This window comes from Vibrio sp. YT-18, from assembly GCF_033337345.1.
Lineage (GTDB): Bacteria > Pseudomonadota > Gammaproteobacteria > Enterobacterales > Vibrionaceae > Vibrio > Vibrio alginolyticus.
In genome coordinates, this window is record NZ_JAWOQO010000018.1 from 13016 (window position 1) to 34646 (window position 21631).

Consider the following 21631-nt stretch of genomic DNA (forward strand, 5'->3'; position numbering starts at 1 on the left):
TTCCTATGGTCAACTTACGTCCCGTACTGTTTGTTATCGGGCTGGTTTTATCCAAACTGGCCCTGTTTATGTACGTGCCGACTTTGGTCGCTTTCTTTACCGGTACGGGGGGATTCCTCGATTTCGCCCAAGCCGTTGTGATCACGCACCTTGCCGCCTTCATCTGCCTAACGATAGGTCGAACCGCCAAGTTCAAACTCAGCGTACGCGATATGTTCCTCATCACCAGTTTGGTTTGGACCATCGCGAGTGCGTTTGCCGCCTTGCCATTTGTGTTTATCAACCACATCAGCTTCACCGACGCCTACTTCGAAACGATGTCGGGTATCACCACGACGGGCTCAACGGTGCTCAGTGGCCTAGACAACATGGCGCCGAGCATATTGCTGTGGCGCTCTATTTTACAATGGCTTGGTGGCATTGGTTTTATCGTGATGGCGGTAGCAGTGTTACCTATGCTGAATGTCGGTGGTATGAAGCTATTCCAAACCGAATCATCAGATTGGTCGGATAAAAGTAGTCCAAGAGCGAAAACGGTCGCCAAAAACATCGTAGCGGTATATTTAATGCTAACGGGCCTATGTATTTTGGGCTACTTGATCACCGGCATGAACCTGTTCGAAGCAATCAACCATGCCTTTACTACGCTATCGACGGGTGGATACTCTACATCTGATGGGTCAATGAACCACTTCTCTAATGGCGCACACTGGGTGGCCACTACCTTTATGTTCTTAGGTGGTTTGCCGTTTTTGCTCTTTATCGCCGCGTTACGTAAACGCCGTATTGATGTGTTGGTTAACGACGCTCAAGTTAGAGGATTTGCGTACCTGTTCGTATTCTCAAGCTTAGTGATTTCAGCTTGGTTAGTGATTCGAGATGGGTACACCATTTTGGATGCCCTGCGAGTGTCGATGTTTAATATTGTCTCTGTCGTCACCACAACTGGCTTTGGCTTAGAAGACTTCACCGCATGGGGCGCATTACCCACCACTCTTTTCGCATTCTTAATGATGGCGGGGGCATGCTCAGGATCAACGTCTGGCGGGATCAAAATCTTCCGCTTCCAAATTGCAATGACGCTGCTAAACAAACAAATGATGAAGTTGATTCACCCTTCAGGAGTGTTTGTACAGCGTTATAACCAGCGACCGGTGAATGATGATATTGTTCGCTCAGTGGTGGCATTTGGCTTGATGTTTTTTATCACTATTATCTTTATCGCGGGTTGTTTAAGTGCACTAGGCCTCGACCCTGTGACCAGTATTTCTGGCTCAATCACCGCCGTTGCCAATGTTGGCCCTGGTATGGGCAGTGTGATTGGCCCAACAGGCAACTTCGCGCCTCTGCCCGATACTGCCAAATGGCTCTTAAGCTTTGGGATGTTAATGGGCCGCTTGGAAATTCTGACTATTCTTGTACTGTTCTTTCCTGCGTTTTGGCGCCGCTAAGCAGACTCTAATTAAAAGGTATAACAATGAAAACATGGATTACTCTGGCGACCCTACTTGCCGCCTCATCCACATACGCCGCCGAGGTCATCACTTTAGCTGATGGTCGAGAAGTGAAGTTGAACGATGACTTTACCTGGGAATACGTCATGAAAAAACCGGCGCAGCAAGCGACGGAGACACAAACAACAGCAAGCGTAGTTGAAACAATCGCAGCTCCTGCGATTGCGACAATTCCAGTGGTAACGAAAACCGTTGGCACGACCGTGGTGGTAAACGCCAAAAAGCCAACCATGCAGCTATCAGATTCAGGTGTGGATGTATTGATTGGTTCAGCAAGCTATCAAAGCGGTGAGCTTATTTTACCTACATCAATCACTAACCAAAGCTCTCAATCTGTCATTCAAGTGGAAGTTGAGGTGCAAGTGTTTGATATGTCTGGTCAGCAACTGGCAAAAGAAAACGTGACGGTTTGGCAATCCATCAAGCGCATGGCGGATACCTACCTGCGACCACAGCAAGCGGAACAAGGTAAGAGCATTAAATTGGCTGTACCGCAATCACAGCAATACCAGTTTTCTGCCAAAGTGCTAGAGGTAAAAACTCGCTAATACGTGTTTAATATTCTTTGTTGAGCCTATCGGCTAGATAGGCTCAACAAAGTAATAAATCGCAAAGAAATGGCACACGCAGCCAGCCAAAACAAAGCCGTGCCAAATCGCATGGTTAAAGGGAATGCGCTTCGCGACGTAGAAAATTACCCCTAGTGAATACACAATTCCACCAGCAGCAAGCAGTGTAAGTCCGCCGACATCCAAGTTAATAGCTAATTGATAAATCACAATCAACGATAACCATCCCATCACCAAGTACGTCATCAAAGAAAGCTTTTTAAATCGATAGACGAACGCAACTTTCATGATGATGCCGATCAACGCAATGCTCCAAATAACGATCATCAACCCAAATGCTAGAGGTGTTCTTAAGCTGACTAACAAGAAAGGGGTATAGCTGCCTGCTATCAAAAGATAAATAGCACAGTGGTCGAAGGTTTTTAGCCAACGTTTCGCTTTGGGATAAGGGATCGCATGATAGAGCGTCGAGGCCAAAAATAGCACGATAATACTCGCACCATAAATCGCCATACTGGTAAGCGTTAAAGTGTCAGCTTGATGGTCTATGGCTTTAACTAACAGCAGTATCAAGCCAACAATACCAAAAATCATCCCTATACCGTGGGTGATGGTATTGGCCAGTTCTTCACGTTGACTGTATTGAGGTTTCTGCAGCTCGGACATCAATGCGCCTATACTAGAGTTTGAAATTTGCTCTAGTATGGCACATTAGGCTTACACGTGTAAGCTTAAATTAAGACTCATGAACGGCAGTAGTTTGATCGAGATAATTGAGTACCAGTTCGCCAACTTGATCTGGCTTAGTCGTGGCAGGGATGGTCAGCTCTCGCTTGAGTTTGCCACTACCCAGTAAGCTCGCGAGCATGCCACCTTGCCCCTTGCGTGTGCGGTCAACTTCAAACCATAACTTGAGTTCTTGCTCACTTCGGTGGGCAACAAATTCTAATTCGCGCCACACGCCGTGGTAAGGTCCGTCGGTTGGCACCAGTTCAAACTCTTGCACAAATGGTAGATCGAATCCTTTCACTTCCTCGCATTCCACCTGGCGAATTCGTAAACCTTGCGCTTCAAATGCAGATAGTACCGCATCCATCAGTGGATCAGGTCGAACGGTGAGGATGTCTTTATCAGTCGGATCCAAAGCAGCGGCAACGTCTAAGCCGGTTTCTAACCATACTTTGGCATCACCAATGGTGATAGGCGTGTTCCAAGGCACATCGAGCTTAACATCGAAGGTACGCTCTTCGCCGGAATGGATGGTAAATGCGTAAGGGAGACTCCACTTAGCAAGCACATGAGTTTGAGGTACTCGGCGCATGCTGTGTCCTTCTCGCGCACCACGGTCATCAGGGGCTTCTGCGATGTAGCGGCAACAGAGTTTTAAATCAATGTTGTCGATCGCTTGTTCAGTCGCACCACCATATACATGGATAGACACATCCACACTTTGACCTGGGTATAGCACGTCTTGGTTTAAGATTGAGTCGACGTTCGCGCTCCCAATCCCAAAACTGGCAAGTGTCTTCTTCAAAAATGACATAGGCACCTCCTTCATCGAGATCTCATACTACTACTGCTGATCGTGGGATCAAACAAAAATTGCCTCGAACATCGCGACAAAATGACAAAATCTAAACAATTCAATTGCTCAACTATCGACCAATTATTACAAGGATGCTAATCTTACACTTGATATGCATGCATATCGGTATTCCTGACTCATTAACTGGATTGGCGAGAGCCAGAAGAGTGATTCTTCAATCTTGTTGGAGCCTAGCTCATAATGATTCAGGCCATTACATCGGCAATGGATATGCCTGACAGTTAGGTAAATTAATGCGCCCAACAACAGTCAGGTTCGCACACACTAATACTAGTGCAATGCGCCGCCGCAGTGGCTTTACTACTGCACCAAAGGCAAAGCAAGTTGCGCCAGCAATGACATTGGTTGAGAAGACAGCAATGATGTCGAGTGTTCCGGCCAAAGTTATCAAAGCAGCTTAATCAAAAGCGCGGCGCCAGCTGCGCTTTTTTCTTTGCACGCAACTCATAAAACTTCAAAGACTTAGAACAAACCACGGTGAAAGAGATCGTTTTTCCTATTTGGTCTTAGCAAAGCAATTTGGTACCTTTACTGCTAATTACACCTATAAATTCTGTGGAGAAAGAAATGAAGTGTCATCGCATTGAAGAGCTGCTTGAGCTACTAGAGCCTGAATGGCATAAAGAGCAAGAGCTGAACCTATTGCAGTTCATCGTTAAGCTGGCAAAAGAAGCAGGCTATGAAGGAAAGCTAGAAGATCTGACCGACGATGTACTGATCTACCACCTTAAAATGCGTAATAGCAGCAAAGATGAAATGATCCCTGGACTCAAAAAAGACCAAGAGGACGATTTTAAAACGGCGATCCTACGCGCTCGTGGCATCATCAAATAACCAGCTCAACAGCCAGTATTCTTTAAGCGACTCTCCTGTGAGTCGCTTTTTTATAACCAAAGTTTTTAGTCCCACAATTGGTTATAACTGTTCAGCCAATTATCAGGTTAACTGTACTGATTTTTGTTGTTAAACATTGACTGCGTTAAAGAAACGGAATTGTTATTGATTGTATAATCGCCGTTCATCAGTATTTACTAAAATAATTATGTTCGGTCATCTTTATGACGGAACGAGCAGCAATGTCATCGAGCGACATCAATAGAAATGACGCCGTACATTATAAAAGCCTAAGAAGGATGAGTGCATGAGTCAGGACAAGATCGATATCAAAGATGTGACTCCTAAAACCTATAATCCCAAAACCCATAAAGGAAACGGGGATCGGTTCAACCCAAGTAATCGCATCTATGTACGCGAAAGCAAAGGGACTTACCAGAAACTGCGTCGTTACGGTGGTTGGTTCTTACTGCTTCTCTTCGCTTTGATACCGTGGATCCCTTACGGTGAACGTCAAGCGATCTTGCTTGATATTGGCAACCAGCAGTTCAACTTTTTCGGTACCACCCTGTACCCACAAGATCTTACCCTACTCGCCTTGCTGTTTGTGATCGCGGCGTTTGGGTTGTTCTTTATTACCACCTTCTTGGGTCGGGTTTGGTGTGGCTATCTCTGCCCACAAACCGTCTGGACCTTCATGTATATCTGGTTTGAAGAGAAGCTGGAAGGTAGTGCCAATAAACGCCGCAAACAAGACTCCAATAAGCTGACGGCGAATTTAGCGATGCGTAAAACCGTCAAACATATAGCTTGGTTTGCCATTGCACTCGCCACTGGTTTTACTTTTGTTGGCTACTTCGTACCAATGAAGCAATTGGTTATCGACTTTTTCACCTTTAACGCCAACTTCTGGCCCGTCTTTTGGGTAATGTTCTTTGCCATTTGTACTTATGGTAATGCTGGTTGGATGCGTTCCATCATGTGTATTCACATGTGTCCTTACGCGCGCTTCCAGTCTGCCATGTTTGATAAAGACACCTTCATCGTTGGCTACGATGCAAAACGTGGGGAAAAACGTGGCCCACGTCCGCGTAAAGCCGATCCAAAGCAGCTTGGTTTGGGTGATTGTATTGATTGTGATTTGTGTGTGCAGGTGTGCCCAACAGGTATCGATATTCGTGACGGCTTGCAGTATGAATGTATCAACTGTGGCGCCTGTATTGATGCGTGTGACAACACCATGGATCGCATGGGCTACGAGAAAGGCCTAATTAGTTACACTACCGAGCATCGCTTATCGGGTAAGAGTACCAAAGTCATGCGTCCGAAGCTGCTAGGCTATGGTGCCGTACTACTCGTCATGGTCGGTCTTTTCTTTGCCCAAATTGCAGCGGTAGACCCAGCCGGCATGAGTGTTATTCGCGACCGTAACCAACTGTTCCGCGTTAATAGCTCGGGAGAAGTAGAAAACACCTACACCCTCAAAGTGATCAACAAAACTCAGCAAGTGCAAGAGTACTCGTTGGATGTTGAAGGGCTATCCAATGTAAGCTGGTATGGTAAGCAGACAATTCAGGTCCAGCCAGGTGAGGTATTGAACCTGCCAATGAGTCTTGGTGCCGATCCTGACAAGCTAAACTCTGCGATTACGACAATTCAGTTTATACTCACCGATAAGAGCAACGAATTCACCATTGAAGTAGAAAGCCGTTTTATTAAAAAACTATAGCGCTACTTCAGTGACTAACGGAAAAAGGCTCAGTAATGAGCCTTTTTGTTTATATGTCCCAAAGTATGTTTAACTTTGACGCCCTTACCCCAGACTTTATGTGGTACGCGTTAGAAAGCATCGGCGTTCGCGCAGAATCAGGCTTTCTTCCCCTCAATAGCTACGAAAACCGTGTTTATCAATTTACTGACGAAGAGCGTCGTCGTTATGTCGTCAAGTTTTACCGTCCTGAACGTTGGAGCAATGAACAGATCCAAGAGGAGCACGACTTTACTTTAGAGCTGATTGGCAATGAGATACCCGTCGCACCACCTGTGCGCATCAACGGTGAAACCCTGCATCACTATCAAGGCTATGCTTTTGCGCTGTTTGATAGCGTGGGTGGTCGCCAATACGAGGTTGACAATTTAGATCAGCTCGAAGGTGTAGGGCGTTTCCTTGGCCGAATCCATAAAGTCGGCAGCCGCCAAGCCTTCCAACATCGCCCTACGATCGGCTTACAAGAATACCTGTATCAACCAAGAGAGATTCTGCAAAACGCCAATATGATTCCAATGCACTTGGAGAACAGCTTCTTCAATGACTTGGATATGCTGATCAAATCAATTGAAAGCCACTGGCACGAAGGCTTCAATATCATTCGTTTGCATGGCGATTGCCACCCAGGCAATATTTTGTGGCGAGATGGCCCTATGTTTGTTGATTTGGATGACGCTCGTAACGGCCCTGCAGTACAAGACTTATGGATGCTACTGAACGGTGAACGCCAAGACAAACTGATGCAGTTGGATATTGTTTTAGAGGCTTACCAAGAGTTTTGCGACTTTAATCCTGCAGAATTGAAACTAATCGAGCCACTTCGCGGTCTACGAATGGTGCACTATATGGCATGGCTAGCAAAACGTTGGCATGACCCTGCATTTCCTCTCGCTTTTCCATGGTTTAATGAGCCAAAATACTGGGAAGGTCAGGTCCTTGCATTTAAAGAGCAGATCGCCGCTTTAGAAGAAGCACCGCTGTCTTTAATGCCTCAATGGTAAGTCAGGCCAAAAATTCAAAAATGGAGATATTTCGATGAAAAAACTGTTCGCACTGTTTTCTATGCTGATGTTAAGCCTGTCGGCACATGCAGCGCAATTCAAAGAAGGTGAACATTACAAAGTATTGGATCTTGAGGCATCAAAAAAACCTCTTGTGACGGAGTTTTTCTCTTTCTACTGCCCGCACTGTAATAGCTTTGAACCAGTTATCCAGCAACTGAAAAAACAGTTGCCAGAAGGTACTAAGCTATTAAAAAACCACGTTTCTTTCATGGGTGGCAACATGGGCCCATCAATGAGCAAAGCCTACGCAACGATGGTTGCATTAAAAGTGGAAGACAAAATGGTGCCAGTGATGTTTAACCGCATCCACAATCTAAAGAAAGCACCACGTAATGATGAAGAACTTCGTCAAATCTTCCTTGATGAAGGTGTAGACGCGAAAAAGTTCGATTCTGCATTCAAAGGCTTCGCGGTTGATTCAATGGTTCGCCGTATGGACAAGCAATTTGAAAACAGCGGTCTAACCGGCGTTCCTGCGGTTATCGTTAACAACAAATACCTAGTTCAAGCACAAAGCATCAAAACGATGGATGAGTACTTCTCTCTGGTGAACTACTTGCTGACACTAAAATAAGCACATCGATATCAATCAAAAGGGGAGCACGTCGCTCCCCTTTTGTTTATTTGTAAATCTCTTGTAGTAACCGATCTTTTTCTTGCCACACATCACCCAGCCATTGCTGAAATTGCCGCTTATAGGGCTTATCGTTGAAGTAATCACCGAGCACTCGTTCATCAACGGGTAACACATTCACACGCACAACCACCTTGCCCATTCGACCCATCAATAAATCCTTGAACGGTTTATGCGTATTTTTTGGGTACGCCAACGTCACGTCGATAATGCTCTCGAACTGTTCCCCCATCGCCGCTAACGTGTACGCAATCCCGCCCGATTTTGGTTGCAGCAAATATTGATAGTTTGCTTTACTCTTACGCTGCTTTTCTTCGGTAAATCGGGTTCCTTCGACATAGTTAACCACTGTGGTTGGAGTGTGTTTGAATTTAGCGCACGAGCGACGTGTCGTCTCTAAATCTTGACCTCGCTTATGAGGGTTGCGGATCAGATACTCTCGCGAATAGCGACGCATAAATGGCATGTCGAGCGCCCAACACGCCATCCCGATGAAAGGCACATACAGCAGTTGTTGCTTGAGAAAAAACTTCGGCATGGGAATACGGTCTTTAAACACGCAGCAAAGCACAACAATATCTGTCCAACTGAGATGGTTACTGATCAGCAGATACCACCCGTCTTTTTTAAGCGCTTCACCGCCCTGAACATCCCACTCAACACGGTTAGATACCGCCAGAATGCACGCATTAACGGTAGCCCATAACCACATCACCTTATTGGCACAAGCGGTCGCTATCGCTTTTAGCTTTACGCCAGGAAGCAATATTTTAAATACAGCGATAACACAAATTGCGAGTGAACAAACCGCAGAATTGAGAATCACAAAAGAAGCGTTAAAAAAAAATAACAAATATGCCAACATGATAGTCAAACAACAGTAATAATGTGTGAAGAATAAAACAGCGTGTAATTATACTGCGCCTTTGCCACATTGGAACATGCGTGGGAATGGTCAGATTTGTTACCGCAACCAATATGTGCACCACTCATTCGACAACAAGGAGATAACGAATGAAACCAAGGCTACTTCTCTTGCCTTTGGCCTTTGTCGTCAGTTCTGCTCAGGCTCAACTCGCTGAAACCGCAGGTTTTGGCGGTGAAATTTCGCTGAATGCCGGATTCATATCATCAGAATCCAATTTCAATACAGAAAATAGTAACACCATCGATTCTCTCGATAAGCGTGCCGATAGTGACAGTTCCGTTATCGCTGCACCGCTAGGGAGTGTGACATACACCTTTGGTAGCCGACTCAACCACCAAGTTTACGCCGGTACCACACGCTCAGATGTCGCGGTAGGTACACTCGCTTTTCAGTTGGGCTATCAACACGAGCTACAATCTGGCACCGTGCTCGATGTTTCCTATCTGCCGACGGTACTCAAAGGCGAAACTTGGCGCAACCCTTATCAAGTAGGAACCGCACGTAAAGAGACGGATGTTGACGGCAATGCATATCGCTTTCAGATCAAAGGGTTAATTGATAAGAACTTCAACCTTGATCTTGCTTATGCTGATAAAGACATCGAGCAGGAGGAAGTGACAGACCGCTCACTTGCTCGCGATGCTAACCTTTACTATGTCAAAGGCGACTATCGCATTCCACTCAACCAAACGTCTATGTTGCAACCCGCTTTCACCTACATCAATCAAGATGCCGACGGTAAGGCGGAATCATTTGATTCGTACGGGTTTGACATCAGCTGGTTTAAATTTATCAATCGCCATCGATTGGCTCTCACCGCGGGTTACGCATGGAAAGACTATCAAGCCGCTAGCCAAACTTTTGCTAAAACACGAAATGACGACACCATCAGCCTATTTGCGGCCTACGAATATCAAAACGTATTTGACTGGCAAGACTGGTCGTTCATTTCTTTAGCCGGCTATAGCCAAACTGACTCGAATATCACGTTTTATGAGGAGAAAGAGTACCTATTGTCGCTTGGTCTCAACTACACCTTCTAACGTCCTTCATCGCAACAAGGCGCTCACAACACTTGTTGCGATGACATTTTGCATGTCTCTATACCGCTTGCGCCGTAAGCTGTTTCAGTAAACGGTCCATCGCTCGATACCCAAGCGCCTCGGCCAAGTGCGTTCGTTCAATTTGCTCCGCCCCATCCAGATCGGCGATTGTTCGCGCCACTTTGATAATACGATGATATGCACGAATCGAGAGCCCTAAACGGTGCAAAGCGGTTTCAAGAAACTCAGCATCACTCTTGTGCAAGGGACAAAACGCCTCAATTTCTCGACTACCTAGCAGTGCATTGACCTTACCACTGCGGTTTAGCATATTGTTACGCGCATGGCTCACACGCGCTTTTACGATAGCAGTCGGCTCACCGCGATCACCACCTTCTGCTAATGTCCCTTTGGGCAAAGCTGGGATTTCTAAAGACATATCAAAGCGATCTAACAGTGGTCCAGATAATCGACCAAGGTAGCGCAAAATAGCTTGTGGATTGGTGCGCGCTTGATTGCCTTCGTAATATCCTGTCGGGCTTGGGTTCAATGCTCCAACTAATTGGAAACGAGCCGGAAAGCGTGTTTTACCTTGCGCTCGAGAGATAATGATCTCGCCAGATTCGAGCGGTTCGCGTAACGAGTCCAGAACTTTACGATCAAATTCGGGCATTTCATCGAGAAACAATAACCCGTTGTGGGCTAAAGAGATCTCCCCTGGTCTGGGTACCGAACCACCGCCGACTAATGCCGCCATTGAACTTGAATGATGCGGAGAACGAAACGGACGCGACTTCCAGTTATGCTCATTAATTTCACTCTGAGTCAACGATGCCACCGAAGCGGTTTCCATTGCTTCTTCGTCACTCATTTCCGGTAATAAGTCACACAAACGCGAAGCCAACATCGTTTTTCCAGTACCTGGCGGGCCAAGGAAAAGGAATCTTAGATATAATAGACCCACGTTATTTTTAGGAGTAAATAAGTTAGTTTTTTAGTAATGACAAAAGCATACAGTTACATTCGTTTCAGTACTAAAGGGCAAATAGAAGGTCGTAGCTTACAGAGACAGTTAGAAACTGCTCGGAAGTACGCAGAGGAAAATGGGCTAGAATTGCAGAGCCTTTCTTTTCAAGATTTGGGTGTTAGTGGGTTTAAAGGGCGTAATAGTGAACAAGGGGCTCTTTCCCAGTTTATAGAAGCGGTTAAAGAAGGGACTATTCCTGAAGGAAGTTGGTTACTCCTAGAAAGCTTTGACCGTATGAGCCGTCAACCAGTCGAAAAGTCCATGCGTCTTCTCATGGAGCTTGTCGAGCTTGGTATCACCGTCGTAACTCTCATGGATAAACAGGTATATAGAAGAGGTCAGCTTGATATGACAAAGTTGATTATTTCACTTGTAATCATGAGCAGAGCACATGAGGAATCGGCTGCGAAAAGTAAACGCCTAGCTGATGTATGGCATGCAAAGCAAGCAGTTGCTCATCTAAAGCCACTGGGAACTCACCTACCTGCATGGCTCGAATACAACGAAGACAAAACTAAAATACAGATTAACTATGAGAAAGCAGTGGTTGTTCGTTATATCTTTGAGCTTTCAGCAAATGGGTATGGACGGTCTGCTTTAATAAGAAAGCTAAATTCGCAGGGGATTGCTCCTATAGGCTCAAGAGCTAAACGCTGGCACCTCTCTTATGTGACTAAGCTACTCAATAATACTGCTGTTCTAGGCGAATACATCCCACATGTTACAGACAAGCTTGGTCAAAGAGTTCCTACAGGGGAAGTCATAGAAAACTACTATCCTCCTATTATAGAAAAAGACTTATGGCTCAGAGCTAAGGCAGCGGCTCAAAGTAGAAAAATTAGAGGGACTGGAGCAATTCGTAGAGGTCACACACGCAATATTCTATCAGGGATGGTTTCTTGTGAATGTGGTTCTTCGATGCAATTTGTTAACAAGGGCTCTTCAGACAAAGGAGGTTATTACCTTGTTTGTAGTACTGCGAGACACGGTGCTGGATGTCAGTATATAGGTCATCGTTATTATTCTGTTCAGTGGGTTGTTCTAATAGCTCTTCAAAAGCTTCTCCATACATTTGCAAACAAAGCAGATAACCACGAAAAAGAAATGCAGCTAGAGGGTGAGCTTGTCGAGCTAGACAGGAAACTAAACAACCTTATCAATGATTTAGAAGAAAATGGGTCTAGTAATTACATTAGCGCAGCTATACGTAAAACTGAGCAGCGTATGGATATAGTTAAGAACGAGCTGTTGATTCTTCAAAGTTCTAAGGCAGTAGAAAATGATGAGGTTGACTTACAAGAGATAACGCTACGCCTTAATGAAAACTTCGAACGCCTGCGTTTACACCAATACTTGAAGAGACATATTGCCAACATAGTGGTCTACAAAAATAAAGAACGTTTGGAGATAAGCCTAAAGACTGGGGAAGATATTACACTGACCTTCAATACTTCAGATAGCTTATGGCAGACTAATACCGGAATATCTTTTAGAGTTACTTTTGATACACGCTGGGGTTAGATATAGATTCAGATCTGGTAGGGTGAGCTATCAGATCTGAACATAGTTAATATTAGATAGCTATAAGATCACCCTTGATATTTGTTCAACTCTATCGTTGTTGTTTTCAACAAGTGCTATGTAACTAGCATTACCATTTTCTAGATAACCAATATGAATTTCTTCAAGAGACTTTTGATATGCTTCATCATCGACTCGCATACCATCAACCTGAATTTTAAAATTGTCCGACCTTTTTGATAAAAATATATAATCAAAACTGAACAAGCTAGCTTTTCCAAGCTCTTCTAGTTTACGAATATAGAGTTCATCATCATTGCTACTTTTAGTGAGGATTTTTGTATGGGCTATAATATCCGGAATACCTCGATCAAAAATCACGTAGTCATAATCATGATTTTCTTTTGAAAACAAAATCTCATTTTCTATTTGAGCCATAACAAGCCATGATGTTGAAATCATTGTTTGTTCTTTATTTAAATTAAATGGACAGATCCTAGCAACCTCACTGACAACCTTAACTCTCTTACCTAGGCTATTAAGTTTATTGCTTAACTGTTCAATAAGAGATGTTTTACCTGTACCAAACACGCCCGTAATTAAAATTCTTTTCACTTTACCCTCTAAGCAACTCTTACAGTATCTTTACTTTTCCATATGCTATTAAAGTAGTCACTATAATATTTAAACCCTAAACCTTTCTTTTCATATTGATAAGCCATAGTTGTTTGACTGCCTTTATAAACCATAAATGGCCCTGTAAAGATCTGGTCATCAATTCGCATTATAGATTCAATAGGGAGATTAGGATATTCTCTCACCTCAATACATTCCTGCGCGAGGTTTAACTCATTTTTTGTGTTTTCAACCCAGGAAATTAAATCCTCAATAGCTTTGGTAATTGAACCAGAGTGAGCATTTTCATCAAGTTCACGTTGTGCTATATATTCAGAGTCTTTTTGGGGAACTAAAAATCTAATTTTCAATCCTTTCTTTAACCCCTCTTTCAGTACTTCTCCTTGAAAGTCTATTAATCCTCTAGATCCTAAAGCTGCAATATCTAACTCTCGAGCATCTTTAATTAATTTGTTTGTGGTAGCATTCATTTCTTGTCGAGTTTCAAAAATAGAAACCAACCTCCAAGAATTAACAACCTTTATAAGATTAACTTCAGGCAAAGTTATATGGTATTCAACAAAATTTATAATAACAACTGCGATAATAGAACAGCCTATACTTAAAAATATTGTATTGAGATTCATATTATAAGAACCGTCTTCAGTAACTTCTGGGGAATAAATGATAGCCCCTAGAATTAAAATTACACCAACAGCCAATATTAGAATTTGTACGATTTTTTGCCTTTTCATTTTTACCCTTTGATATGATGGTTAAACTAGGTTTAAAGTCCCTTCAGCTTAACTACTGTATAATAGGTTGAAGTTTATGTATCTTCTTCACCAACTCACGCTATAAAAGCTAATAACCTATGATTATTAACATTAATAGTTTAGTCAAGTTTTTAATATATTCAATAAGTTAAATGAATACATACTCACAATTCTTTAAGTAAAAAATAAATTAGAAATGAGTATAAGTCACCTCTGCCTAAACACTCTTGTTTTGTAGCCTCAGATTACAAACTGTACGTATGCATACCTGTGTAAAATGAAGTATACTGCCCACCTTAACTTGTGTGTTTTCTTAGAGGATTGTGGTTGTGCATGTATACGGCACTGATAAGAGGCTGTTTTTAAACTCGACTTTGGGATGTAGATCTAAGTGCTCATACTGTTATCTCCCTTCTCTAGATTACCAAATAGATGCTCCTAGCTTGGTAACGGTTCCCAGTGAGGAGATAATCCAAACGGTAGCGTCGAGAGCTGACTACATCCCGGGGAAGCATGGAACAATCATTTCTCTGGGTTGTTACTCAGAATGCTGGGATGAGTCTGTTAGGAGTTTAACTATTGAGTTAATTGAACATTTTTTAAGAAGTGGAAACCCTGTTCAGTTTGCTACCAAACGCGAAGTTAAATACGAGGACTTAGAAGAGATTAGAAATTATATTTCTTGGTATGGTCAGCTGTCTATTTTTGTATCGTCAACTACGTTAACACACTGGAATAAAATTGAAAAAAACACTGACTCGCCGATTATGAGGTTTAATAACTTTAAACTGACAAAAAAACTTGGAATACCAGTATATCTCTACATTAAGCCTGTTTTAGAATCTATTACAATTAAAGATTTAGATAATTATTTAAATTTGATTGAAGAACGCGATATTTCTGGAGTAGTCGTTGGTCGAAAGTTTGTAAAAGATAGTCAGAAAAATACTAATGATTATGCACCTATTAGCAATAAAGCACTAAAGTATTCTAATACAAACAAAGAAGTAAATCTTATCTATAATACTTTTAATAAAAAATTACCCACCTTTACCGAAAGTGTACAGGCCATTGAATTCTGGAGGAATCATGTTGAAAAGTAAAATTGATGAGTTAAAGTTATTTATTGAAAGTTCTGATTTTTTAAGCAAATCTTTTAATGACATTTTAACATCTAAAAATAATTTCAAATTAATTGAAGACCTAATATTTCTAATCGGTTATAATTATATAAGCGTTGAAAGAAAACAAGGCGATGAATTTATATTTAAAGCTGGAATGTTTCCTAGTTCATTAGAAGAAGTCTTGACTCTGAAATGCAATATTATAACTGGCTCTCTTGTTGATGCTGTTCAAATAACTTTCAACACTATATTAGACATTAATCGTCAATCTAATATACTAGAGTTATATCCAAGAGAAATGAGAAAAAGCATTAATGATGAAATAATAAAGAAGAATAATATTGACTCAAATTTTTTAAATCAATTGAATTCTCGCCTTAATTATTGAAAAATTAATGAGATTAATATTGACGCTAATAAATTATCTAGTTCAACATATAATATATGTTTTTTTAAAATTTATAGAAACTCGAGTAATTAATAGAGAATATTAAGAATGATTATAGCAATTGAAGGGATTGATGGTAGTGGTAAAAACACACAAGCTAGTCTTTTGGCAAGAAACTTGTCAGAGCGGGGCTATAATGTCGTCCTTATGGGTTTCCCTTGCTATTCTGAGACCTTTTTTGGTAAAGAGGTAGGGCACTATTTAAATGGCAACTTTGGCGGTCTTAACGAAGTTGATCCTAAGTTAGCATCCATTCTATATGCTGGTGATAGATATGAGAAGAAAAGTGACATTCTACAAGCACTGAGAAATGGCTCTGTCGTTATTATCGATAGATATGTTTCGTCAAATGTAGCACATCAATCAGCTAAGGTTTCGGATGAAACGCAAGAAGAACTGCAACGATGGATTGAAAAATTAGAGTATGATGTTTTTGGACTACCGAGAGCAACAATAAATATCCTACTAAACCTAGATGCTTCTCACTCAGCAGAATTAGTTCAAAAGAAAAATACTAGAGATTACACGACCAAAAGCCATGATCTGCATGAAGAAGATTCAAGCTACTTGGAAAAAGTTGCTAAGGTATATTACTCATTAGCACGCAATTCTAATAACTGGACACTAGTTGATTGCCTAGATAATAATATACTGAGAACTATTGATGACATATCAGAGGATGTACTAGCCGCAGCACTTAAGGCAATGTAAAACACAATGAGTTTGTACTAAATTTAGACTTTAAGATACGTTAGCATATATGAAAGCTAACGTTCTCTTCTCGTAGAGAATACAGCTTATTGTGTTACTAATCTTACTACGAATACTTAAAATAAAGTATTGATAAATAATAAAAAAAACAAACAGCCTTGTGTATTTCTCCTCTGGGGTGACCACCTAGAGTTCCAAGCGGTCACGGGTGACCACGCTAGCGAGTTCTCAAAGATTTCAACTATCTTGCGGCTACTGCTAAGACTTCTCTGTAGAGTTTCTGCTGTAGCCGCTAAGCGTTCATTATGAGTCGTTAGAATAGCTCTTCTTCAGTAGCACCACCTTCACAGTATTTAAGTACTACTTTGTCTTCGTCCCACTTACGTTTAACCGCTATTCCTAAAGCTTTCTTATCTAGAGTGCTTAAAGCTTTCCTAAAGGCTATAGGATTTCTTTTGATTAGCTCCATAAGGGTACTTTGCTGGTGCAATATTTCTCTAAGCTCTAGTTCTTCTTCAGATAAATCAGCATCAAACCTATTACCCTTATAAGCTTTTGATAATCTGCTGATAATTGGGAATCCGTCCTTATCGAAATCGTCAGGTGTTACCTCAAACCTCTTCAATAGCTTTTTTCTAAGCTTTTCTGCTGCCTTTTGATAATCACCCAACCACTCTTTCACACTAGGTAAACCAACTTCTGTACAGGCTTTCTGAGCGTTCACAATGTGTAGTCCTTGAGAATGGCTACAATCAAATAACTTAGCGGTTTCTCTCTTCGAAAGAATCTTTAGGTTCTCCCCCTGCATCAAAGATTGCTTAAACTTGTTTTGCCACATTTCAGACTGATCTAAGGCTGTACCGTGTTCTAAGTTCTTAGTGAGAGAATCCAGATAGGCTTCGGCTTCTGTATAACCTCGATAGACCTTTACTGGCACTGAAAGGATTTTGCTTGGGTTGTCTTTAAGGAACTTGTGGCATGCCTCTGTGCGGTGGAAGCCACTCACTACATACAACTCACCGTAAATATCATAGGCTTCTATTGGTTCCCTAATGCCATTACCATTCTCTAGGCTTGTAAGAATATTCCTGAGTTGCCTTTGTCTACTGTTTTCTGAAGCTGCTCTATCTGCTCTTTTAGCTATTAACTGTGTTTGTCTACTTTGAAACCTTTCATCGAGAACAAGCTGTCTAGGGTCAATTTGCTCTAAAGTGCACTGTTTCATCATCGTTTACTACTGGTGTAACTCTATCTTGTGGTTGGTTAGTATGATTGAACCTCACAAACACTCTACCACCTGATAATCATGGGTAGGCGGGGAGGGGTTGGACGATATGGTTTTTCCTTCGATTGCACCGCCTAGTTACGTACACACAAAGTGTGTTCTATTTTTGGCTGAATTTGTGGGTGGAAAATAACCAAATAACGGTAAAAAAAATTAATTGAATTTTTTATGTGTGCTTGCTGTTTCATTTTTTTAATAGCAAAGCAATCTCAGAGAGGTCTAAAGCTTCTTAGCTTCTGCTGTTAGCCTCTTAACTGTCGAAATAGAAACATTAAGCTTTTCCGCTGTTTTCGAAATAGAAAGTCCTTGAGAGCGTATTTCAGCTACTCTTTGAGGTGTAGCCTTAACAGGGCGTCCTATCGTTTTTCCTTGTGATCTAGCTCTAGCCTGCCCTTCAATTGTTCTTTCTCTGATTCGGTCTCGCTCAAACTCAGCAAAAGCCGTGAACATTCTCAACATAAGCTTACCTTCAGAAGTCGTTAGATCTTTTGTAGGTAAGTCTAGGCTATGAACATTAACCCCTTTCTCACACAGAAGTTTTATTGTCTGCTGCACATCAATGTTGTCACGCCCTAAACGGTCAAGCTTTAAGACAACTAATGTGTCCCCTTTCATCAGCTTATGCTCTACCATCGTCTTAAAGCCTTTACGCTCCATTGCGCATACGGCTCCTGAAACAGTCTCTTCCACTACAAATGCTTCATCGACTTCATAGCCTCTGTCTTTAAATGCTTGCACTTGGTTTTCTGTGGTCTGTTCAGTTTTGGATACACGGCAGTAGAAGTACGTTCTGCAACTCACCTTGCCTTACTCCTAAAGATTCAAAAGTAGGGGTATTTTATAGGCTAGGCTTAAATCAATCAACACCCTACTTTTAAAACAATCCAGATTGAGTTCATCTTAGGTGGTCTAAAAACGAATGTTTTTGAGCCTATGTGCTCTTGTGGGCTTATGGTTCTCTCGTGTGAAAAGTCTTCATATCGATGCTCAGCTTGTACTTTGAGTTTAGCCGTATGTATCGTGTATAACTAATGACCACAAGGTTATCTACTGGGTATCCTGTTTTCTCCAGTTGATTTAAAAACCAGCGCATAACATTAGGTACGTCCGCACCTCTCCAGTCACCGTTTGCTGGCATTGAACTTTTCCTGTTGTATTCAGCGTCAAATTCTACATCTGCGTGGAGTGCCAGAGGCTCGTCATAGTTCAACTTCCATCTCCTCTCTTCATCAAAGCAGTCAGGATATCGCTTTGTTAGATAGTCTAGAGTGATAGGTTGGCGTAGATCTTTGACTTGTATATCAACTAGTTTCATTACCATGATTAACTCTCCGTAGTAACAAGAACTCATTAAGATTAGTGTTCAATATTGAAGGATTTATTAATAGGTCTTTTAGGTTCCAAAAGTAGTAAGTTGTGGTTTCCAGCGGCAGCAATCTCCAGTGCTCGCTTACCTTGTTGTTGGCCAATAATATCTTGTAAGTCTCGACCATGTTTTTCGATCGTTTTTCGCTTAGGCGTTTGAAAAAGATTCAGTCGATGTTGACCACAAAGCTCGGCACATACTTCCAGTAATGATTGGGCCGATTTATGTTGTTCCTTCCCCACCAGCGCCGCCTGATCGCCATTCACATGTGGGACGACCAAATGACGTTCAATCTTACTGGCTTCCAGCGCAGCAGGCAGCACACCTTTTACAGGTCTCAGACCACCAGATAACGCTAACTCACCAACAAATTCGTAGTTTTTGAGCTTATCTGTCGCGATTTGCTCCGAAGCGGCCAAAATTCCCAATGCAATAGGAAGATCAAAACGCCCTCCCTCCTTGGGTAGATCTGCCGGAGCCAAGTTCACGGTGATCCGCTTAGCAGGAAATTGAAAGTTAGAATTAATGATCGCACTGCGTACGCGATCTTTGGACTCTTTTACCGTTGTCTCTGGCAAGCCTACTAAGGTAAACCCTGGCATGCCGTTGCTGATATGAACTTCTACACTAACCGATGGCGCTTGCACCCCGACGCTTGCTCGACTATGAATGATTGCCAGCCCCATACGTTCCTCAATTTTTTTGAACACTCTGTAAACAAATGTTTTATCTAGTTGGTTATGTTATATACCGCGTCCCAATTGAGAGTTAATGTGAAAAAAGAATGACTTTTTGCTTGTCATGCAGCGGAATTGTGTGATACCACTAATGACGCAAACAATTTCGTAGAACATTACACAACATTTTTTAACGAAAAAAGAACGACAGACAGATGAACCTTTTCGCTAATATCAACGCACTGCTAGCCCTGATTATCGTGGTCATTATTGGCACCGCGCGGGGTATTGTGGGCGAAAGGTAACCACAAATTACAAAAAACCCCCGCACTGAAAAGTCCGGGGGTTTTTTTACAACTACAAGTTGTCATCTGTCTAACCCTCGGACAGTTTAACGGGAAGAATGGGAGTGCACATGAAGTGCAATAAATATGGCAATCGCTACGAGCCACAACGTAGCAAAGGAGGTTTACGATGACTGGTGCACAACTTGTCGTAGCCGCTTTAAGACAGCAAGGCATCGAAACCGTTTTTGGCTACCCCGGCGGGGCCATCATGCCAATCTATGATGCTTTGTATGACGGTGGGGTGGAACACATCCTATGCCGTCACGAGCAAGGGGCCGCTATGGCAGCTATCGGGATGGCTCGTTCCACTCAAGACGTTGCTGTGTGCATGGCAACTTCTGGCCCAGGAGCCACTAACCTTGTTACCGGCCTTGCCGACGCTTTCCTTGACTCCGTACCTCTAGTTGCCATCACAGGCCAGGTTGCTAGCTCTCATATCGGTACCGATGCATTCCAAGAAATGGATGTGATCGGAATGTCCCTAGCCTGTACTAAGCACAGCTATCTCGTGACCGAAATTGAAGATCTAGCTCCGACACTTGCCGAAGCCTTTGAGGTCGCAAAAACCGGTCGTCCGGGTCCTGTCATTGTCGATATCGCCAAAGACGTTCAACTCGCTCAAGCACCTACAGACCTTCTTCCTCCATACATAGCACCAGCAATCGAAGATGTCAGCGCTGAAGATATCAAACGTGCGCAAGATGTGCTGGCAGCATCTACTCGCCCAGTGTTGTATGTTGGTGGTGGCGTGCAACTTGCGAAAGCAACCGATGCAGTACGCGAATTTCTTCGCTTAAACCCAATGCCTGCAGTTAGCACATTAAAAGGCCTCGGTACCATTGAACGCCATGATCCTCACTATCTTGGTATGTTGGGTATGCATGGCACCAAAGCCGCCAACCTAGTGGTTCAAGAAGCCGATCTATTGATCGTGGTTGGCGCGCGTTTTGATGACCGTGTGACGGGTAAGCTCGATACGTTTGCACCAAATGCGAAAGTGATTCACATCGACATTGATGCTGCGGAGATTCATAAACTGCGCCACGCCAACGCACCATTACGTGGCGACATCAACACCATTCTTCCTCAGCTAGAGCTGACTCAAGATATCTCACCGTGGGTTCATCACAGTGAAAGTCTGCGCAGCGGCTTTAAGTGGCGTTACGACCACCCAGGCGAGTTAATCTACGCACCGCTATTGCTTAAACAACTGTCTGACATGATGCCAGATAGCTCAATTGTCTCGACCGACGTCGGTCAGCATCAGATGTGGGCAGCGCAACATATCCAGCCACGCGAACCACAAAATTTTATCACTTCTGCTGGCCTTGGCACCATGGGCTTTGGCTTGCCAGCAGCGATGGGCGCTGCAGTCGCACGTCCTGATGATCAGTCTATCCTTATTACAGGTGACGGTTCATTTATGATGAACGTTCAGGAATTGGGCACGCTGAAGCGTCGGCAGATTCCAGTGAAGATTGTCCTTCTTAATAACCAACGTCTTGGCATGGTTCGCCAATGGCAGTCATTGTTCTTTGACGGTCGCCATAGTGAAACCATTCTTGATGACAACCCAGATTTCGTGATGTTAGCAAAAGCGTTCGATATCCCGGGCAAAACCATCACCAAGAAAGAAGAAGTCGAACCTGCTCTCAAAGAGATGCTAGCGAGTGAAACTTCTTACATGCTTCACGTTTTGATTGATGAAGAAGAAAACGTGTGGCCATTGGTGCCACCTGGCGCATCAAACAGTGATATGTTGGAAAATACATAG

Annotated in this window: 21 protein-coding genes and 2 pseudogenes; 13 read left to right on the forward strand and 10 right to left on the reverse strand. The window is 42.8% G+C overall.

What is annotated here, in order from left to right:
- Positions 1–5: 5 nt before the first annotated feature.
- Both R7M72_RS19615 and R7M72_RS19620 read left to right on the forward strand, forming a co-directional pair.
- Positions 6–1451 (forward strand): TrkH family potassium uptake protein, encoded by a 1446-nt coding sequence (locus R7M72_RS19615; protein WP_017821575.1) that lies wholly within the window; start codon positions 6–8, stop codon positions 1449–1451.
- Between the two features lie 26 nt (positions 1452–1477).
- Positions 1478–2062: a DUF3157 family protein gene (locus R7M72_RS19620; RefSeq protein WP_005379050.1), complete on the forward strand. Its 585-nt coding sequence runs from the start codon at positions 1478–1480 to the stop codon at positions 2060–2062.
- Between the two features lie 33 nt (positions 2063–2095).
- On the opposite strand, the gene trhA is transcribed toward R7M72_RS19620, so the two are convergent.
- Positions 2096–2749, reverse strand: a complete 654-nt coding sequence (gene trhA / locus R7M72_RS19625; protein ID WP_005386658.1) for a PAQR family membrane homeostasis protein TrhA — start codon at positions 2747–2749, stop codon at positions 2096–2098.
- Between the two features lie 70 nt (positions 2750–2819).
- On the reverse strand, positions 2820–3626 hold the full coding sequence (locus R7M72_RS19630) for a sporulation protein (protein ID WP_017635607.1): 807 nt from the start codon (positions 3624–3626) through the stop codon (positions 2820–2822).
- 296 nt (positions 3627–3922) lie between these two features.
- On the opposite strand from R7M72_RS19630, the gene R7M72_RS19635 reads away from it, so the two are divergent.
- The 5 genes from R7M72_RS19635 (at position 3923) to R7M72_RS19655 (ending at position 7929) form a co-directional block, all read left to right on the forward strand.
- Positions 3923–4090, forward strand: coding sequence for a hypothetical protein (locus tag R7M72_RS19635; RefSeq protein ID WP_005379043.1), 168 nt, complete (start codon positions 3923–3925; stop codon positions 4088–4090).
- A 166-nt stretch (positions 4091–4256) separates the two neighbouring features.
- Positions 4257–4523, forward strand: coding sequence for a YihD family protein (locus R7M72_RS19640; protein ID WP_033906580.1), 267 nt, complete (start codon positions 4257–4259; stop codon positions 4521–4523).
- Positions 4524–4830: 307 nt separating this feature from the next.
- Positions 4831–6252: a cytochrome c oxidase accessory protein CcoG gene (ccoG, locus tag R7M72_RS19645; RefSeq protein WP_315956717.1), complete on the forward strand. Its 1422-nt coding sequence runs from the start codon at positions 4831–4833 to the stop codon at positions 6250–6252.
- Positions 6253–6305: 53 nt separating this feature from the next.
- Positions 6306–7292: a serine/threonine protein kinase gene (locus R7M72_RS19650; RefSeq protein WP_170890928.1), complete on the forward strand. Its 987-nt coding sequence runs from the start codon at positions 6306–6308 to the stop codon at positions 7290–7292.
- 34 nt (positions 7293–7326) lie between these two features.
- Entirely contained in the window at positions 7327–7929 is a 603-nt protein-coding gene (locus tag R7M72_RS19655) for a thiol:disulfide interchange protein DsbA/DsbL (protein WP_005379036.1), read from the forward strand.
- 46 nt (positions 7930–7975) lie between these two features.
- Here R7M72_RS19655 and R7M72_RS19660 read toward each other — a convergent pair whose 3' ends face one another.
- Positions 7976–8854, reverse strand: a complete 879-nt coding sequence (locus R7M72_RS19660) for an acyltransferase (protein WP_065274973.1) — start codon at positions 8852–8854, stop codon at positions 7976–7978.
- Between the two features lie 149 nt (positions 8855–9003).
- Here R7M72_RS19660 and R7M72_RS19665 point away from each other — a divergent pair, with 149 nt between their 5' ends.
- Positions 9004–9960 carry a DUF2860 domain-containing protein gene (locus R7M72_RS19665; RefSeq protein ID WP_005379034.1) on the forward strand — a complete coding sequence of 319 codons (957 nt, stop codon included), beginning with the start codon at positions 9004–9006 and terminating at the stop codon, positions 9958–9960.
- Between the two features lie 58 nt (positions 9961–10018).
- On the opposite strand, the pseudogene R7M72_RS19670 reads toward R7M72_RS19665, so the two are convergent.
- Positions 10019–10900, reverse strand: a pseudogene (locus R7M72_RS19670) (YifB family Mg chelatase-like AAA ATPase); the annotation flags it as partial.
- A 60-nt stretch (positions 10901–10960) separates the two neighbouring features.
- Here R7M72_RS19670 and R7M72_RS19675 point away from each other — a divergent pair.
- Positions 10961–12508 carry a recombinase family protein gene (locus tag R7M72_RS19675; RefSeq protein WP_262631880.1) on the forward strand — a complete coding sequence of 516 codons (1548 nt, stop codon included), beginning with the start codon at positions 10961–10963 and terminating at the stop codon, positions 12506–12508.
- A 60-nt stretch (positions 12509–12568) separates the two neighbouring features.
- On the opposite strand, the gene R7M72_RS19680 is transcribed toward R7M72_RS19675, so the two are convergent.
- The gene (locus R7M72_RS19680) at positions 12569–13123 is read right to left on the reverse strand and encodes an AAA family ATPase (RefSeq protein ID WP_213896914.1); all 555 of its coding nucleotides are present in this window, start codon (positions 13121–13123) and stop codon (positions 12569–12571) included.
- Between the two features lie 8 nt (positions 13124–13131).
- Positions 13132–13878, reverse strand: coding sequence for a hypothetical protein (locus R7M72_RS19685; RefSeq protein ID WP_213896915.1), 747 nt, complete (start codon positions 13876–13878; stop codon positions 13132–13134).
- 350 nt (positions 13879–14228) lie between these two features.
- Here R7M72_RS19685 and R7M72_RS19690 point away from each other — a divergent pair, with 350 nt between their 5' ends.
- The 3 genes from R7M72_RS19690 (at position 14229) to tmk (ending at position 16182) form a co-directional block, all read left to right on the forward strand.
- Positions 14229–15002 (forward strand): radical SAM protein, encoded by a 774-nt coding sequence (locus R7M72_RS19690; protein WP_213896916.1) that lies wholly within the window; start codon positions 14229–14231, stop codon positions 15000–15002.
- Entirely contained in the window at positions 14989–15411 is a 423-nt protein-coding gene (locus R7M72_RS19695; RefSeq protein ID WP_213896917.1) for a hypothetical protein, read from the forward strand. Before R7M72_RS19690 ends, R7M72_RS19695 begins: the two co-directional genes overlap by 14 nt.
- A 108-nt stretch (positions 15412–15519) precedes the next feature.
- On the forward strand, positions 15520–16182 hold the full coding sequence (gene tmk / locus R7M72_RS19700) for a dTMP kinase (protein WP_213896918.1): 663 nt from the start codon (positions 15520–15522) through the stop codon (positions 16180–16182).
- A 313-nt stretch (positions 16183–16495) separates the two neighbouring features.
- Here the strand turns inward: tmk and R7M72_RS19705 are convergent, their stop codons facing one another.
- From R7M72_RS19705 to R7M72_RS19720, 4 genes and pseudogenes are all read right to left on the reverse strand, one after another.
- Positions 16496–17410: a hypothetical protein gene (locus R7M72_RS19705; RefSeq protein ID WP_262589966.1), complete on the reverse strand. Its 915-nt coding sequence runs from the start codon at positions 17408–17410 to the stop codon at positions 16496–16498.
- Between the two features lie 276 nt (positions 17411–17686).
- A complete protein-coding gene (locus R7M72_RS19710; RefSeq protein ID WP_213896920.1) occupies positions 17687–18268 on the reverse strand; it encodes a recombinase family protein in 582 nt (193 codons plus the stop codon).
- A gap of 148 nt (positions 18269–18416) precedes the next feature.
- Entirely contained in the window at positions 18417–18788 is a 372-nt protein-coding gene (locus R7M72_RS19715; protein WP_213896921.1) for a hypothetical protein, read from the reverse strand.
- 74 nt (positions 18789–18862) lie between these two features.
- A pseudogene (locus R7M72_RS19720) lies at positions 18863–19519 on the reverse strand (magnesium chelatase domain-containing protein); the annotation flags it as partial.
- A gap of 465 nt (positions 19520–19984) precedes the next feature.
- Between R7M72_RS19720 and ilvG the strand changes: the two are divergent.
- Complete coding sequence (gene ilvG, locus R7M72_RS19725; protein WP_005378960.1) at positions 19985–21631, forward strand: acetolactate synthase 2 catalytic subunit; 1647 nt, start codon at positions 19985–19987, stop codon at positions 21629–21631.

Bases quoted from the DNA above. Each gene is read 5' to 3' on its own strand.
- ccoG (WP_315956717.1), top strand. From the start codon at position 4,831: ATGAGTCAGGACAAGATCGATATCAAAGATGTGACTCCTAAAACCTAT.
- R7M72_RS19705 (WP_262589966.1), bottom strand. From the start codon at position 17,410: ATGATGAAACAGTGCACTTTAGAGCAAATTGACCCTAGACAGCTTGTT.
- R7M72_RS19675 (WP_262631880.1), top strand. From the start codon at position 10,961: ATGACAAAAGCATACAGTTACATTCGTTTCAGTACTAAAGGGCAAATA.
- R7M72_RS19635 (WP_005379043.1), top strand. From the start codon at position 3,923: ATGCGCCCAACAACAGTCAGGTTCGCACACACTAATACTAGTGCAATG.
- trhA (WP_005386658.1), bottom strand. From the start codon at position 2,749: ATGTCCGAGCTGCAGAAACCTCAATACAGTCAACGTGAAGAACTGGCC.
- R7M72_RS19630 (WP_017635607.1), bottom strand. From the start codon at position 3,626: ATGTCATTTTTGAAGAAGACACTTGCCAGTTTTGGGATTGGGAGCGCG.
- R7M72_RS19665 (WP_005379034.1), top strand. From the start codon at position 9,004: ATGAAACCAAGGCTACTTCTCTTGCCTTTGGCCTTTGTCGTCAGTTCT.
- R7M72_RS19650 (WP_170890928.1), top strand. From the start codon at position 6,306: ATGTCCCAAAGTATGTTTAACTTTGACGCCCTTACCCCAGACTTTATG.
- R7M72_RS19620 (WP_005379050.1), top strand. From the start codon at position 1,478: ATGAAAACATGGATTACTCTGGCGACCCTACTTGCCGCCTCATCCACA.
- tmk (WP_213896918.1), top strand. From the start codon at position 15,520: ATGATTATAGCAATTGAAGGGATTGATGGTAGTGGTAAAAACACACAA.
- R7M72_RS19695 (WP_213896917.1), top strand. From the start codon at position 14,989: ATGTTGAAAAGTAAAATTGATGAGTTAAAGTTATTTATTGAAAGTTCT.
- R7M72_RS19655 (WP_005379036.1), top strand. From the start codon at position 7,327: ATGAAAAAACTGTTCGCACTGTTTTCTATGCTGATGTTAAGCCTGTCG.
- R7M72_RS19685 (WP_213896915.1), bottom strand. From the start codon at position 13,878: ATGAAAAGGCAAAAAATCGTACAAATTCTAATATTGGCTGTTGGTGTA.
- ilvG (WP_005378960.1), top strand. From the start codon at position 19,985: ATGACTGGTGCACAACTTGTCGTAGCCGCTTTAAGACAGCAAGGCATC.
- R7M72_RS19660 (WP_065274973.1), bottom strand. From the start codon at position 8,854: ATGTTGGCATATTTGTTATTTTTTTTTAACGCTTCTTTTGTGATTCTC.
- R7M72_RS19715 (WP_213896921.1), bottom strand. From the start codon at position 18,788: ATGGTAATGAAACTAGTTGATATACAAGTCAAAGATCTACGCCAACCT.
- R7M72_RS19640 (WP_033906580.1), top strand. From the start codon at position 4,257: ATGAAGTGTCATCGCATTGAAGAGCTGCTTGAGCTACTAGAGCCTGAA.
- R7M72_RS19615 (WP_017821575.1), top strand. From the start codon at position 6: ATGGTCAACTTACGTCCCGTACTGTTTGTTATCGGGCTGGTTTTATCC.